The 13,037-nt window shown below is 70.2% G+C and carries 20 protein-coding genes; all 20 read right to left on the bottom strand.

What is annotated here, in order from left to right; translation table 11 throughout:
* Positions 1-21 precede the first annotated feature (21 nt).
* Positions 22-243, bottom strand: coding sequence for a hypothetical protein (locus tag BI06_RS42550; RefSeq protein WP_043477742.1), 222 nt, complete (start codon positions 241-243; stop codon positions 22-24).
* 24 nt (positions 244-267) lie between these two features.
* On the bottom strand, positions 268-462 hold the full coding sequence (locus BI06_RS42545) for a hypothetical protein (RefSeq protein ID WP_043477739.1): 195 nt from the start codon (positions 460-462) through the stop codon (positions 268-270).
* The gene (locus BI06_RS42540; protein ID WP_043477736.1) at positions 459-1,061 is read right to left on the bottom strand and encodes a hypothetical protein; all 603 of its coding nucleotides are present in this window, start codon (positions 1,059-1,061) and stop codon (positions 459-461) included. The genes BI06_RS42545 and BI06_RS42540 overlap by 4 nt, the downstream gene beginning before the upstream one ends.
* On the bottom strand, positions 1,045-1,215 hold the full coding sequence (locus BI06_RS52030; protein ID WP_158516538.1) for a hypothetical protein: 171 nt from the start codon (positions 1,213-1,215) through the stop codon (positions 1,045-1,047). The genes BI06_RS42540 and BI06_RS52030 overlap by 17 nt, the downstream gene beginning before the upstream one ends.
* Positions 1,212-1,508, bottom strand: coding sequence for a hypothetical protein (locus BI06_RS42535; RefSeq protein ID WP_043477733.1), 297 nt, complete (start codon positions 1,506-1,508; stop codon positions 1,212-1,214). The genes BI06_RS52030 and BI06_RS42535 overlap by 4 nt, the downstream gene beginning before the upstream one ends.
* 20 nt (positions 1,509-1,528) lie before the next feature.
* Positions 1,529-1,705, bottom strand: coding sequence for a hypothetical protein (locus tag BI06_RS52025; protein WP_158516537.1), 177 nt, complete (start codon positions 1,703-1,705; stop codon positions 1,529-1,531).
* 58 nt (positions 1,706-1,763) lie between these two features.
* Positions 1,764-2,819, bottom strand: a complete 1,056-nt coding sequence (locus tag BI06_RS42530; RefSeq protein WP_043477730.1) for a sigma factor — start codon at positions 2,817-2,819, stop codon at positions 1,764-1,766.
* Positions 2,820-3,592: 773 nt separating this feature from the next.
* The gene (locus BI06_RS42525; protein ID WP_051742968.1) at positions 3,593-4,039 is read right to left on the bottom strand and encodes an endonuclease domain-containing protein; all 447 of its coding nucleotides are present in this window, start codon (positions 4,037-4,039) and stop codon (positions 3,593-3,595) included.
* A complete protein-coding gene (locus BI06_RS42520) occupies positions 4,029-5,888 on the bottom strand; it encodes a DNA polymerase (RefSeq protein ID WP_043477727.1) in 1,860 nt (619 codons plus the stop codon). Before BI06_RS42520 ends, BI06_RS42525 begins: the two co-directional genes overlap by 11 nt.
* Positions 5,889-5,899: 11 nt before the next feature.
* The gene (locus BI06_RS52780) at positions 5,900-7,438 is read right to left on the bottom strand and encodes a phage/plasmid primase, P4 family (RefSeq protein ID WP_051742967.1); all 1,539 of its coding nucleotides are present in this window, start codon (positions 7,436-7,438) and stop codon (positions 5,900-5,902) included.
* The gene (locus BI06_RS52775; RefSeq protein WP_051742966.1) at positions 7,435-8,340 is read right to left on the bottom strand and encodes a toprim domain-containing protein; all 906 of its coding nucleotides are present in this window, start codon (positions 8,338-8,340) and stop codon (positions 7,435-7,437) included. The genes BI06_RS52780 and BI06_RS52775 overlap by 4 nt, the downstream gene beginning before the upstream one ends.
* Positions 8,341-8,368: 28 nt before the next feature.
* Positions 8,369-8,773: a hypothetical protein gene (locus tag BI06_RS52020; protein WP_051742965.1), complete on the bottom strand. Its 405-nt coding sequence runs from the start codon at positions 8,771-8,773 to the stop codon at positions 8,369-8,371.
* A complete protein-coding gene (locus tag BI06_RS42500; RefSeq protein ID WP_043477724.1) occupies positions 8,773-8,952 on the bottom strand; it encodes a hypothetical protein in 180 nt (59 codons plus the stop codon). The genes BI06_RS52020 and BI06_RS42500 overlap by 1 nt, the downstream gene beginning before the upstream one ends.
* Positions 8,949-9,125, bottom strand: coding sequence for a hypothetical protein (locus BI06_RS52015; RefSeq protein WP_158516536.1), 177 nt, complete (start codon positions 9,123-9,125; stop codon positions 8,949-8,951). Before BI06_RS52015 ends, BI06_RS42500 begins: the two co-directional genes overlap by 4 nt.
* A gap of 3 nt (positions 9,126-9,128) precedes the next feature.
* Entirely contained in the window at positions 9,129-9,425 is a 297-nt protein-coding gene (locus tag BI06_RS42495; RefSeq protein ID WP_043477721.1) for a hypothetical protein, read from the bottom strand.
* A gap of 81 nt (positions 9,426-9,506) precedes the next feature.
* The gene (locus BI06_RS42490; RefSeq protein ID WP_051742964.1) at positions 9,507-10,262 is read right to left on the bottom strand and encodes a hypothetical protein; all 756 of its coding nucleotides are present in this window, start codon (positions 10,260-10,262) and stop codon (positions 9,507-9,509) included.
* Between the two features lie 76 nt (positions 10,263-10,338).
* A complete protein-coding gene (locus tag BI06_RS42485; protein WP_043477718.1) occupies positions 10,339-11,136 on the bottom strand; it encodes a hypothetical protein in 798 nt (265 codons plus the stop codon).
* Between the two features lie 72 nt (positions 11,137-11,208).
* Positions 11,209-11,406, bottom strand: coding sequence for a hypothetical protein (locus BI06_RS42480; RefSeq protein ID WP_043477715.1), 198 nt, complete (start codon positions 11,404-11,406; stop codon positions 11,209-11,211).
* Positions 11,403-11,954 (bottom strand): hypothetical protein, encoded by a 552-nt coding sequence (locus tag BI06_RS42475; protein ID WP_043477712.1) that lies wholly within the window; start codon positions 11,952-11,954, stop codon positions 11,403-11,405. The genes BI06_RS42480 and BI06_RS42475 overlap by 4 nt, the downstream gene beginning before the upstream one ends.
* Positions 11,955-12,072: 118 nt before the next feature.
* Positions 12,073-12,771 carry a hypothetical protein gene (locus BI06_RS42470; RefSeq protein ID WP_043477710.1) on the bottom strand — a complete coding sequence of 233 codons (699 nt, stop codon included), beginning with the start codon at positions 12,769-12,771 and terminating at the stop codon, positions 12,073-12,075.
* Positions 12,772-13,037: the final 266 nt, after the last annotated feature.

Raw genomic sequence — 13,037 nt, 5'->3', positions numbered from 1 at the left:
CCGGCCGGGGGCCTTGGTGTGTCAGGACACGAGGGTTTGAAGGATGGCGAGGGCCAGCCTGCGGGTGCGGCCGATGTCGGCCAGGAGGGGTACTGCCTCGGCGGGGACGCGCGGGGCGTTCAGCAGGGCTCGTGCTTCGGCGGTGCTGACGTACTGGGTCAGCAGATACTCGCCGTTTCGCCGGTCGGCTTGGAGCACACTGAGAACCACCTCGGCGATCACCCAGCATTCGGGCTCGCGCATAGTGCTATCAAACCACCGGAGGGGTCACCATCCGAGGGATTCGATGGCATTGGACAGGTCCAGCGCCACGTGCTCCGGAAGAGGGACGACCGATCGGGTGATCTGACCGGGCGAGTGGTGCTCGGTCTCGATGACGATGACGCGTCCGCCCGCCGGGGTCCGGGCCTCGTAGGCGCGGGCGGCTTGGTGGACCACGGCATGGACCACGGGGACGCTCACGTCGCACCCTTCAGCAGGTAGTTCGCCATGGCGATCCGCGAGGCCACCCCGGCGTCCGGGCCGAGCAGTTCGGAGGCGCGAAGGAACGCGCGCTCGCGCTCTTCGGTCCCGGGCTGCGGGAGCATCACGTCGGCGAAGGTCGGCGGCTGCGGGGCGGGCGAGGCAGGAGGGTATCCGGTGACGATCTGCTGCGGGGCGGTGAGCTGGTCGGCCAGGACCGGCTGCGGCAGGGCGGCGGGCGAGGTGGAGCCGCCGGCCACCAGGTAGGGCTGGCCGGCCTGGCGCGCTGCCTCTGCCTGGCGGGCGGCCTCCATCGCACCGAGGCGTCGGGCGGCCTCCGACTCCTCCTGGCGGACGCGTTCGATCTCCTGGACGGTGGCGCGGGACTGGGCGGCGGCCTGGGCGAGGGTGTTGCTCAGCGCGTCGGCGACCTCGGGAGCGAGGTAGATGGAGGCGGCGGTCTCGCCGCAGTGCACGAGAAGGCCGATGTCGCCCTCGCCGTCCACGTGGGTGCGGGCGAAGTCGCGCGGGCCGTCGTACTTGCAGGGGAACCGCTGCTCGTCCAGGTGGACGGTGTGCTGCTCAGGTGCGGTCGTCATCGGTGTTCTCTCCGGTAAGCGGGGTCAGGTAGTTGGCGATGCGCAGGACGGCGCTGACGCGGGCATCGAGTGGCTGGTCCTGGTAGCCGCGCTGGTTGGTGGCCATCTGGGTGACGGTCTGCTGGGTGAGGGCCAGGGCCTCGGTGCGGGTCATCGCTTCTCCCAGACCCCGAACCGGGAGGGGGACGTGGGGCGGTCGAACAGCCCGTCGGCCGCCGCGACAGGTGCCGAGACGCGCTCGACCTTGGCCTCCCGCTCCAGCACGCTGGCCTGGCGGGCGAGGTAGGCGGACAGCTCCCGGCACTGGTCAGCATTCAGGCGTGCCGGCCGTCCGGTCTCCTCGCCGACCGACAGGGCCAGGACGCCGCGCACCCGCTCGGTGCGCACGCCGACGACGGAGCCGAGCTGGACGCTCAGGCGGGCCTTGTGCTCGGTGGTCTCGATCATGGGGTTCTCTCTCTCGCAGGTCAGGTGAACAGGCCCAGGAAGGCGCGGACCTCGCGGGCTGTGTGACTGCCGTCGTAGCGGGCACTCTCGCCGTTGTGGGTGATCTCCAGGCCGTAGCCGTCGCTGTCGCCGTGGTCGGCGAAGACGCGCAGCACCGCGCCGTCGGGCAGTTCGTAGGTTCCGACCGGGCTCTTCATCGCGGGTTCCTTCCGTGGGTGTTCGGAAGGCTTGAGCCGGGGCGGTTAACAACCCGGCTCACGCGGTGGCCCGCAGCTTCTTCAGGGCGCGCGACCAGGTGGCCTTGACGGTTCCGGGGGTCTTGCCCAGGGCCTCGGCTATCGCGGTGGCGTCCAGCTTCCCGGCGTCGGTGAGCATCGGGGGGTTGCCGTCGAAGCCGAACGCGGCGCGGGCGATGGCGGCCTCCGTCGGAGACATCGCGGCCAGCAGCTCCGCGGCCTTCACCTCGGCGGCTGCGGCAAAGCGGGCGCTGGACTCGTTCTCGGCGGCGTGGTCGATGATCGCGCCGGTGGCGTGCTTGCCACGCTTGGCTCCGGTGACCTTGACGCCCTTGCAGCGCACGGCGTCCCGCGAGATGGCGATGGGGTTGTGCAGCAGGGAGGGCTGGAGGTCGGTGCACCAGCCGGCCGTGGTAGTCCAGGCGACTTCTTCGCGGCCGTGACGGACCTCGGTGTGCACGCGGCGGGCGCGGGGGGTGGTGCCGAGAGGGGTGTACTCCACGAGCCGGTCAGGGTCCTGGGCGGAGGATGCTTCGAGCGAGCTTTCCGAGACGTCGGCCAGGGGGACGGGGCGGTCGAACGCTGCGCTCACGGCGTCGGCGCGCTCGGGCGAGAAGCGGACCTGGGGGTCGGGGTGGTTGACCAGCTCGGCCTTCGCGGCGGCGAAGTCGCCCCCGGATCGCGAAAGGGCGCCCATGAACGCGGCGGAGGCCGAGCGCGGCACGCCCGGGGCGCTCTCGCGGGCGGTGACCGCGCGGCCGTCCAGCTTCGCGCGCTGGAAGGCATAGCTCGTGAACTGCGCGGTGTTCTCACCGTTCACGTCCCAGGTGTGGATGGCCCGCCAGAAGGAGAGGCGCATCTCCTGGGCGATGTCCTGGGCGGCCTGGTGGCCGTCGCCTTCCATCTGCTGGGCCCGCTTGCGGGAGACGGACCGGGCGATGCCCTCCAGCTCCGTCAGGATCTCCTCAGTCGCCACCCGGCCCCGGTCGAGCTTGCCCACGCCAGTCAGGGCGGTGAGGGGCTTGGGGGTCTGGGCGAGGGAGATCAGGGCGGGCGTGATGCAGGACGAAGGCATGATAGTTCCTTGGCATGTACAGAACAGAGAGATGGGCGTGCGGCATCGCCGCGCGGCGGGCCGCAGAAGGGCATGGCGAAGCCCCGGCCGGCGCTCAGGCCGCGTCAGGGCATAAAGAAGCCCCGGCGGGCCGTGGGCCGCGTCGGGGCATGAAGAAGCCCCTGCTGGTTCGGGTCAGCCGAAAGGCAGGGGCGGGCGGCGGCCTGACGTCAGGTCAGGCCGCGGTGGCTCCCGGAGCACTTCGGCGAGTTGCCGGTCGATCCGAGAGGGTGAGGCGTCGTGAGAACAGGGCCATGCAGCGCGCCCGGCGCGCGAGCAGGGCTCGAAGGCCGCGCGTGCGGCGGGACGGGGGGCGGGTGGCCTCGCTCGCGTGAAGGTCGGCTAACGCCTTCAGCATCTGGCGGATGTGATCGCGTCCGATGTCCTCGGGGGCGAGTTCGGCGATGTTCAGGCCGCTTCCGTCGGTGACTCCCATGGCGCGGCGAACGGCGACGGCCGTGCCAGGAGTGATGGTTCGCGCGACCTCCCGTCGGGCCCGGCCGATACGGCGCAGGTGCCGACGGACCCCGCCGGAACGGGACCATCCTCCCCGCTTCATCATCACTCCTGGTAACAGCCTGCGCATCGCTGGATGCAGCGTGCCAGCAGAGGTTAAGCACGTGAAGTATTTGTCCGCAACGCGAACTTTATGTGCGAATCGGGACCTTTGTCCTGAAAATTCCGGACGCAGCCTGCATGATCGAGTGCAAAGGGCAGGTAATGTGACCTCTGTCTCACTTGCCGTGTTCACGTAGATATGCAGCGCCTTGGGCTACCCGTTCGGAGGAGTCCCCAAAATGGCCGAGCGCGCTGTTCTCTCCCCTGCACAGCAGTCTTCTGACGGCCCGTCCGAACGGCTTGTCATGGTCGTGGTCGACTACCAGCCGGTCGCCGACAGCGGCCTTCCGTCCACAGATCGCGCACCGCCACCGCTGGCGTCGGCCCATGGCCTCGTAGTCACCGAGCGTGATCCCGTAGAGCCTGCGCAACCGGGCGTCGCGCCGTTTGCGGATGATCGCCGGGTCCTTGTTGGCCTTGTTGTTCGCGGCACGAACACAGGCCCGGCAGACGTTCGCCCGGCCGTTCGGCGAGCGCTTGCGCCGGCCGAACTGGACCAACGGCTTTTCGTCGTCGCACACCTCGCAGAACTGGGTGTACTGGCTCTCGGGCTCACGCCGCATAGGCCCACTCCTCGGGGAGCTTGTAGCCGTCCGCCCAGCTCGGCCCGTAGACCTCCGGGTCCGTATCCAGCGGTACACCCAACAGGTCCATCCGCATGGCCTCGGCGCACGCACGGGCCACGTCCGCGGCCTCCGCCTTCGGAGCGGTGCCCACCACCTCGTCATGCACCCACATGGTCAAGTGAGGAGTCAGACCCTGGTCGTCCATCTTGATCAACGCCTGGCCCATCGTGTCCCGCGCCGTGCTCTGGCAGGCGTAGGCGACGGACTTGTAGAGCTTGTCCCGGTCAAGGTGCAGCCTGCGGCCGGTGACCGTGGTCATGGTGCAGCGCTCCGCCAGGGCGATCCGTTGCATCTTCCGCGCCCACCGCTTGATCCCGGGGAACGCCCGGCCGTACCGCTGGAGGGTGTCCCGCATGACCGCGACCTCCTGACCGGTCTGCTTGGCCAGCGTCGCGGCCCCGCCCTGGTAGGCGGTCCCCAGTCCGGCGATCTTCGCCAGGGTCCGCTGGGCCTTGGTGTAGTCGTCGCCGAACATCATCTTGGCGGCGAACCCGTGCAGGTCCGCGCCCGAGGCGATGGCCCGGATCATCCTCGACTCCTGGGACAGCGCGGCCAGCACCCGAAGCTCGACCGCTTGTTGGTCCACCGAGAAGTAGACGTTGCCCGGCTCGGCGACCACGCTGCGGCGGATCTCCCACCCGTGGGAGGGAAGCTGTGCCATCGCGGGGTCGGAGTGCGAGGCACGGCCGGTCTGGGCGCCCAGTGGGTTGATCTTCGGGTGGATGCGGTCGTGCTCGTCGCGGTTGTTCAGCATCGCCTCGGCGTAGCTGGTCGACCACTTCCCGGCCCTCTTCGCCCGCAGGACGGCGTCCGCGAGAACGTTGGGCTCGCGCATCCCCAGGCGCTTCCAGTCCTGGTCCAGGTCGGCCAAGGGCAGAAGCACCTCCTTGGCGACCGACAGCGCGCCGCTGTCCGTCTTCTCCGTCAGCCGCTCGCCCATCCCGGCCAACGCGCCGGCCACCTGGTCGGGCGAGTTGACCGAGTCGACGCCGAAGCGCGCCGCCACGGCGGCGAACTTCTCCTTCTGCCGCCCGAGCCGCCCGATCAGGCCCTCGGTGTACTCGGGGTCGATCAGCATCCCGGTCCGCTGGAGCTTCGCGCACACCAGGGCGAGCCGGTGTTCGTAAGGCAGCAGCGCCGAGCGCAGCCCCTCGGCCCGGTAGCGGTCCAGCAGCTTGGGCAGCAGCCGGGCGACGAGCAAGGCGTCGAGACCGGCGTAAAGCTCGTAGACGGGATGCGAGAGGCTGATGCCCGCCCATCCGGTCGCCTTGGTGAAGCCCAGCCCGTTGAACACCTGCGTGAGATCGCCCTGCGTGTCCGGGGCACTGGCGTCCACGTACCAGGCCGACAACGGCTTGAGGGACAGGCCCACCCCGCCCTCGTAGTCGTGACGGCTGTCCAGGAGATGGGCGGCCACCCGGGAGTCCTGAGCGCGCGGGTAGAGGTCTTCGAGCGGGATGCCCAGCTCGTTGTCCACCTTCAGCGCGTCGAACGCCAGGTGATGCGCCACCAGGTTCGGCAGCGTGGCCAGGGCCCCGATCGCCGCCGCGCGGAACGGGTCGCCGAGTTCGACGGGGATGACGTACGCGGTGTGCGTGTCGGCGAACTGCACCAGCCGTATTCGGTCCGTCCACGCCAGGCCGGTGGTCTCGGTGTCGAAACCGATCAGAGTGCCGGCCGCCGCGTGGGCGGTCCACCAGACGCGGAACTCCCGCAGGTCGTCCGGTCGTTCGGCGACCTTGATCTCAACTGGCTCTCCGGCCAGCCGGTACGGGTGTACCCGCATGTGCGCCTCTCCTAGTCGTTGGTGGTGTCGAAGACGCCCGGCCCGGCGGGTACCGCCTCGTTGGCAAACCGGACGCCGAGCAGCACGCGGCCCTTCGTCATGCGGTGCTGGCGGATGCCGCGCTCGTCCAGCGCGGAGACGAAGCCCCGACGGGTCCACGCCTTCTCGCCCTGCGCCTCGCACCAGTCCCGGTACGCGGTGTACGCCTCCTGCGAGGGGACATAGCTCCTGTCGCTGTCGGTCCTCACCAGGACGTCCGTCAGGAACTCCGCCAGCGCGTCCGAGTTCTCCTTGAAGTTGCTGGTCGCGGTCTTGATGCAGTCGGGCTCCTTCAGGCCGTCGGCGTACCACTCGACGGCCCCCGCGACCGCCCACGCGGCGATCCCTTCGGCCTCCTCGCGCAGGGTGGCGAAGATCGAGTGGTCCCGCTCCTCCGGCTTGAAGAAGCGGTCGAACTTGATCAGCTTCACGCGCCTCCACAACCCGGCGTCCTGCGAGCGGAAGGCCGGGGTGTGGTTGGACGCCAACCACAGCAGGAAGGTCGGCTGGTAGCTGAAGAAGTTCTCCCGCATGAACCGAGCGGTGAGCCGGTCACTGCCGGTCGCGCGCTTCAGCACCGACTCCGACATGGGCTTGCCGGCCTCGCCTTCGCTGGCCATCACCATCCGGGCCCCGCGCAGCGCGGCCAGGTCGGCGGGGATGCTGCTGCCCCGGTCCTCGAACGTCTCGAACCGAGTGGTCTCGGAGAGCGCGTCGAACACATACGACAAGGTGTCCAGGAACACCGACTTCCCGTTGGCACCGATCCCGACCAACACGGCGAACGCCTGCTCCGCCGTCGAGCCGGTGATGCCGTACCCGCACAGGCGGCGCATGTAGTCGACCATCGACGGCTCGGCGGGGAACACCTCCTTGAGGAAGGCCCGCCACCGCTTGGCCTTCGCCAGCCGGTTGTAGTTCCACGGCAGGGACTTGGTCAGCATGTCGGCCGGGTCGTGCGGCTGCCGCCTTCCCGTTCGAAGGTCGACGGTCGAATCCGCGAAGCTGATCAGGTGCGGCTGGTTGTCGAAGTCGTCCACGTCGCAGTGCACACCGCGCACGGACGCCAGCTCGCGCATCAGGTCGTCAATCCTGCGGGCCATGGTGAAGCCCTTCGCGGCCTTCGCCAGCGGCAGCGCGGCCACCTGCTTCTCGTACTCGGCGTCCAGGGCTTCCCCGGCGAGCTTGAGTTCCAGGGCAGCGCGGATGATCTCCTTCTCGCGGGCCAGCGTTTCCACCATCGCCGCCCCGAGGTCGTGGGCGGCCTGGCGCACCAGCACCTCGTTACGCACCCAGTGCGTCCCCGCCCAGACGTGGAAGCCCACGCCGTCGGCGTACTTGATGCCGCCCTTCATGAACTGCACCAGCGCGTGAGCGTTGACGATGTCGCTCGCCCCGTACCGGGACGCCGCCTGCCGGTAGGCGGCCACCGCCTCGGCCGGGGGCAGCGTCAGCGACGGCCGGTCCGGCTCGTAGGGGGTGGTCAGGCTGTCGATGGCGTATGCCGTCATCGGGTCTCTCTCCATACTGCGTAGTCCTTGAATCCGGCAGGAAGGGTCAACTGCCGTGCTTGCACCTCCCGTTGGTGGAGGGCGGCCACGATGGTCCGGGTAAACTCCCGCCCGGCGCGGTCGTTGTCGCCGCACACCCGCACATCGCGGCCGACCAGGGCACTGGCTAGGGCGTCGAGCGTCGCGGGGTCGTTGTTGAGCAGTGCGGCCCCGCGCACACCGACCGCGTTGTAGCCGTCGGCGACGATCGCCAGCGGGTCCGACAGACCCTCGGCCACCACCCACGGCGCACCCGGGTCCGGCCCGGGGAACACCCCGAACCTCTGCCACTCGAAGCCCTCGGGGTTGCCGAGCGAGATCCACCGGCCGGGGCAACGCCCCGAGAGGTCCCGGCCCTGGGCGCCCCTGGCCACTCCCACGAAGTCGGCCATCGGCACGACGAGGCGGGGATACCGGACGAACGAGGTCGGAACCCACTCGGGACAGGGCTGCGGGCCGGGCCACCAGCGCAGGCCCAGCCGGTCCTGCTCGACAGCGGTCAAGCCGAAACGTTTCTGCGTGTACGCCACGGCGTCACCTGCGTCGGCGGCACCGGCCGGCAGGCTGTCCAGCCACACCCGCAGCGACGCCGTCAGGAACGGGGAGACCGGTTCCGGCCGGGCCTCGGCGACTGCGACCAGACCCTCCGCGTCCACGTTGAACAGGTGCCGGGGCGTCAGGTCCATTCCGGCGACGATGTCCTCGAAGCGGCATCCGGCGCGGCAGGCCAGGCCCACCATGCCGGACGTCTTGAGGTTGATCCACAGCGACGGCTTCCCGTCGTCGTGGGCCGGGCAGCGGGCGACCCATTCACCGGGCTGGTAGTCCCGCCACTCCTCCAGGCGGTCCAGGATCGCCGACATGCGCACGGCCCTCACCTCTTCTCTTCTTCTAGAAACCGGCCTCCCGCAGAGCGCGGACGATCGCGGCGTGCGTGCGGATGGACGTGACGGCGTACCCGTCCTCGGTCTTCGCCCGGGGCCGCTTCACGTAGGCGACCCCGAAGGGCTGTCCCGCGTTCGTCGCCTCGGCCTCGGCCTGGCGGACGTAGGCGGCCAGGTCGTACGACTTCTCCGCCTTGCACTCACCCGCGAACGGGCGCACGCCCAGGTCACCGATGTCCGCCACGCCCTCCTGGACGTTGCGGCGGACGTTGTCGCGGTCGGTGGGGTCCTTCCATCGGACGGCGCGCTCGCCCTCCTTCCACAACTCGCGGTATTGGCCGAGCTGTTCGTTCAGGTAGTCGGCCACCGCGGATTCCCAGCCGGTGCCTTTCGCCTTGTTGCGGTTGGCCACTAGGCGGTCACCACCGTCAGGGCCGCGCCCCGGAAGACGGCAACGGCCGCGGCCTCCCAGTACCGGGCGAAGTCGCCTCTCTGGCGGGCGTCTTGGAGGAAGAGGACCAGGTCCCCGGGGCCTGCGGCGCGAAGGTCCCCCAGGGCAGGCGCGATGCCCGCACCGATGCGGTACGTCACGTCTCCTCCGGGGGCCGGGGCTCGCGGAAGTCGGTGGTGTGCGCGGCGTCGGACGCCCGCATCAGCCGCCGGGGATGGGCGCCTTCGGCGGCCAGCGCCCACGTACGGTCGTGCAGGAAGGCCCGCCGCTCCTGGGGCGGGACCTTCCACAGCGGGGTGGAGTAGTCGGTCACCGTTCAGCCCCGCTCGGGCAGGTGTGCCCAGGAGGTACGCCGCGCGATGTGGCGGCACGCCCGCTCGGAGATGTCGAAGGCGCCCGCGAGCGCGGACAGGCTGGCGCCCAGGTCGGCGGCGCGACGGATCGCGTAGACCTTGCGCTCGGTGAGCTTGGCCTGCGAGTTGCGGGTGCCGGCCGACGCCGGACGCGGCGCGTCGCGGAAGGCCATGCGCATGATCTCCTGCGCGCGGTCGGTCGCGGGCAGGACGTTGACGAGGCGGGCCGGGATGGGCTCGGCGGTGGTCGGGGTGTGCACGGGTTCTCTCTCCAGGGAAACGGGAGCGGGACCGGCCCCGAAGGACCGGTCCCGCTGGTGGTGCTGTTGGTGGAGCGCCGGTTAGAACGGCGGCTCCTCCTCCTCGACGGCCGAAGCCGGGGTGTCGGTGATGGCCTGCTCGTAGGACTTGACCACCTTGGCGGTGAGCTTCTGGTAGTCGACCTCTCGGCCGGCCTTGCTCGTGTAGTTCACGCGCTCGTTGATCAGGTTCACCAGGGCGGGGCCGCCGACCTTGGCGAGGGCGTTCTTCAGCGCGGGCAGCTCGCTGATCAGCGTCCAGCCGCTCGACTTGTAGCGGAAGACACCGAGGGCCGGGTCGTGGGCGAGGTGGAAGGCGATGCGGATGTCCGGCTTGGGGCCCCGCTCGTCGTTCGCCCGCGCCTTCAGCTCCGCGATCGTGCGCGGGCAGCGGCACGGCACGCCCACGTCCTCCGGCGGCGACAGGAAGGTCCGGGTGTCGCAGTGGTGGGCGAGCTTGCCGTTCACCCAGTGCTTCATGTCGAACTCGATCGCCTGGGGGCCATCGATGATGACCTCCACCCGGTCGGTGTCGGTGTCCACCGCGATGGCGTCCTCCGCCTCGGTGTCCAGCTCGTGAGGCGTGCCGCCCAGCAGCTCGGCCACCGCGTCGGCGGTCGCCGGAAGGGCGCTGGTGACGCGCCACTTGTGCAGTGCCCGGGGGAAGCCGCCGTTCGGGTCGGGCTCGTAGTTGCGCAGGGTGCCGGCCACGTCGGGCCGGGCGTTGGCCTCAGCGCGCTCAGCGCGCTCGGCCAGCTCCGGGTCGGAGGCGAAGATGTTGTCGAGTGCGTCGCTCAAGTTGATCCGTTCGTTCGGGAGCGGGGCCGCCAGTCGGTCGGCCCCGTGGGGGTTGAGCCGGGGTGGTTAACACCGGTCAGGAGGCGCGGCGGGCCGTGCCGGTCAGGTGGCCGGCGTCGTTCTTCCAGGCGACGCGGCCGATGATCCCGGCGTCCGAGGCCCGGTCTTCGGTGAAGCGCTTGCGCAGGGTCAGGAACCGGTCGAAGATCTCGTGGTCGATCTTCACCGGCCGGAACTCGGCCCGCTGCGGGGTGACGTGCAGGACCGCCCCGGCGTCGACCTTCGGGAACGGCACGATCTTGCGGTCCACCGTGATCAGGTCGTCCGCGTTGGCGTACGCCGCGAGCTGGGTCGCCACCGACAGATAGACGCTCTTGCTGGTCTTCAGGTCGCCCAGGACCACCTTCCCGTTGATCTTGACGAGGAAGTCGAAGCTGCCCGCGTACTCGTGCTGACGCGACCAGGCGACGTCTTCCGCGTTCAGCAGCTCGGGCTGGTAGCGGTCCAGCCAGGCTTCGATGTGCGGCACGTACGGCTCGACATCGTGGTGCGGGTACGGGACCTCTTCACCGCGCAGGCGCAGCTCGAAGAAGTCGTGGACCAAGCTGCCGACGTCGGCGCGGACCTTGGTGTAGCGCTTCGCGGCGAACTTCAGGAAGTCCACGGCGGCCTGGCGGTCCCTGCTGGCGATGCGCTGGACCACCTCCAGGTCGGTCACTGCGGCCTCGGCCGCCATGCCGGCCGACCAGTTCTGGAGGAAGGGCTTCGCTTCCATGTTCAACACCGACGTCACCGAGGGGGCGAGGTCGCCCGTCTCCGGGTGGACGTAGTAGCGCGAACCCTTCTGGTGGATCGTGCGGACGCCTTCGGACATGGGCTCTCTTCTCTGCTTCGGGGCATGGGAAAGGCCCGCCCCGGACGGGACGGGCCTGGAAGTGGCGGGTCGTCAGGCCGCGGTGGTCAGCGAGGGCAGGGTGTCCGAGAAGCCGGGCACCTCCGCCTCGACGCGGGCGCTCGCGGCCTGCTCGTCCGCCTCGCGCTCGTACGGGCTCAGCAGGTCCGGCACGGGCGTGTAGACGAAGACGATGTTCTCGATCGCGGTCGCGGTGCGGTCGATCGCGCCGTAGCGGTCGCGCAGGGTCATCGGGCCTCCAGGGCTTCGCGGATTCGGGCGTGGAAGGCGGTCAGGGTGCCGGTGTTGGGGACGGTTCGGTCGGCGTGCTCGGGGCCGAGCTGTTCGCTCGGGTGGTCGCCGTCCGGGGCTCCCCGGTCGATGAACCACACCTCGAACCCGGCGGCACGAAGCCGCTCCACCTCGTTCTCGAACCTGACGTCGGTGACCACCACCGGCCCCTCCGAGGTGGCGGCGGTGTTGATGCACCGGGCGATCCAGAAGTCCCGGGCGACGTGTCGCCGGACGCCTTCGGTGCCCAGCCGCTGGAGGAACCGGCGGGCCTGCGGGAACCGGTCCTTGACCTGCTCCCAGCCGAAGCGGTCCACGGCTTCGGCCAGGCCGATCGTGCTGTAGGCGTGGACGCCCAGCACCTCGACGCCGATCACCGGGTCAATGTCGTAGGCCATGGCCTTCAGCGGGTCGGCCAGCGCCAGCCGGGCCACTCCGTACTCGGCCAGCACGCCGGCCGCCGTGTCCTTGCCGGACCGCGCCCGGCCGATCAGAGCGATGTTCTCCATGTCGTAGCCTCCTTCGCCACCGTTGAGCCGCCCCGGTTAACAGCCGGACCGGGCAGCCCCGGAACGCGAAAAGGCCCCGCCCTCCCCGGGATGGGGAAGGCGGGGCCTGGGGAGCGGGTCAGCTCAGGGACTCCTCCAGCGCAAGCAGCGCGGCCCGGGTCTCGCCGATCTCGCGGCGGAGCTGGACCTTCTCCTTCGTGTCCGCGCCGTCCAGCAGGGCGGGCGCCAGCGCGGTGGCAAGCCGGTGGAGCGCGTGGACCACGTCCGGAGCGTCGGCCGGCGCGATGGTCGGCTCGCCATCGGCCAGGAGTGCGCCGAGCCGCTGGAGAGACGTGCGGCGGTGGTAGTCCTCAAGCCGCAGCTCGCCCTGAGCCTTCGGAATGATCTTGTAGTAGGCGAAGATGGCGTCGGAGTCCGGCAGCCCTGGGAATCGGTGGTCCCGCTCAGCAGAGTCGGTGTCCATGCTCCGGATGTAGTCGACGCGGATCTTGGACATAGCTGTCCGGACGCCCTGCAAGACGGCCTGTCGGTCCGCTGCCAGCTTCTCCCGCCGCTCCTTGGAGTCCCCGGGGACGGGCTTGAATCCTCCGGCGTCGAGAAGGTCTGACATCCACCGCTTCGCGTTGTGACTGCTGCGGCTGAGGTCCGGACGGCCCTCGCTGTTGGTGAACAGCAGGGCGGTCTCGAACACGACGGCCGCAAGGGCCTCGTACTCCCGCGCTCGCGCAGCACCCAGCAGCGGCAGCGCTCGGTCCATGATCTCCTGCGCGCCGGGGACCTCCTGCCAGGCGGGCGCGGCGGGCTTCTTCGGCGACATGGGTTCCTCTCGACTCGGACGGGGACCGTTGTGCAACCAACGATGCCCGGCGTCCATTCCACCACGCCCGCCCCCGGGAACGTGGAAATGGCCCCGACCCGTCCGAAGACGAGCCGGGGCCCGGGTCTACCGCTTGGTTTTCATGCCGTCGCCCCCGTACGTGACGGTGGTTTCGGGTGCCTCGTGCGGGCACGCGCAGCACTCGGCGCGGGCGGCCTCGGTGCGGGCCTCGTCGGTCGCGTGAGTGACGACGCGCTTACCGGCGG

The sequence above is a fragment of the Kitasatospora sp. MBT66 genome, assembly GCF_000710405.2.
Classification (GTDB): Bacteria; Actinomycetota; Actinomycetes; order Streptomycetales; family Streptomycetaceae; genus Kitasatospora; species Kitasatospora purpeofusca.
The sequence above is the reverse complement of the archived record's forward strand: the minus strand, read 5'-3'. Positions and strand labels throughout refer to the sequence as shown.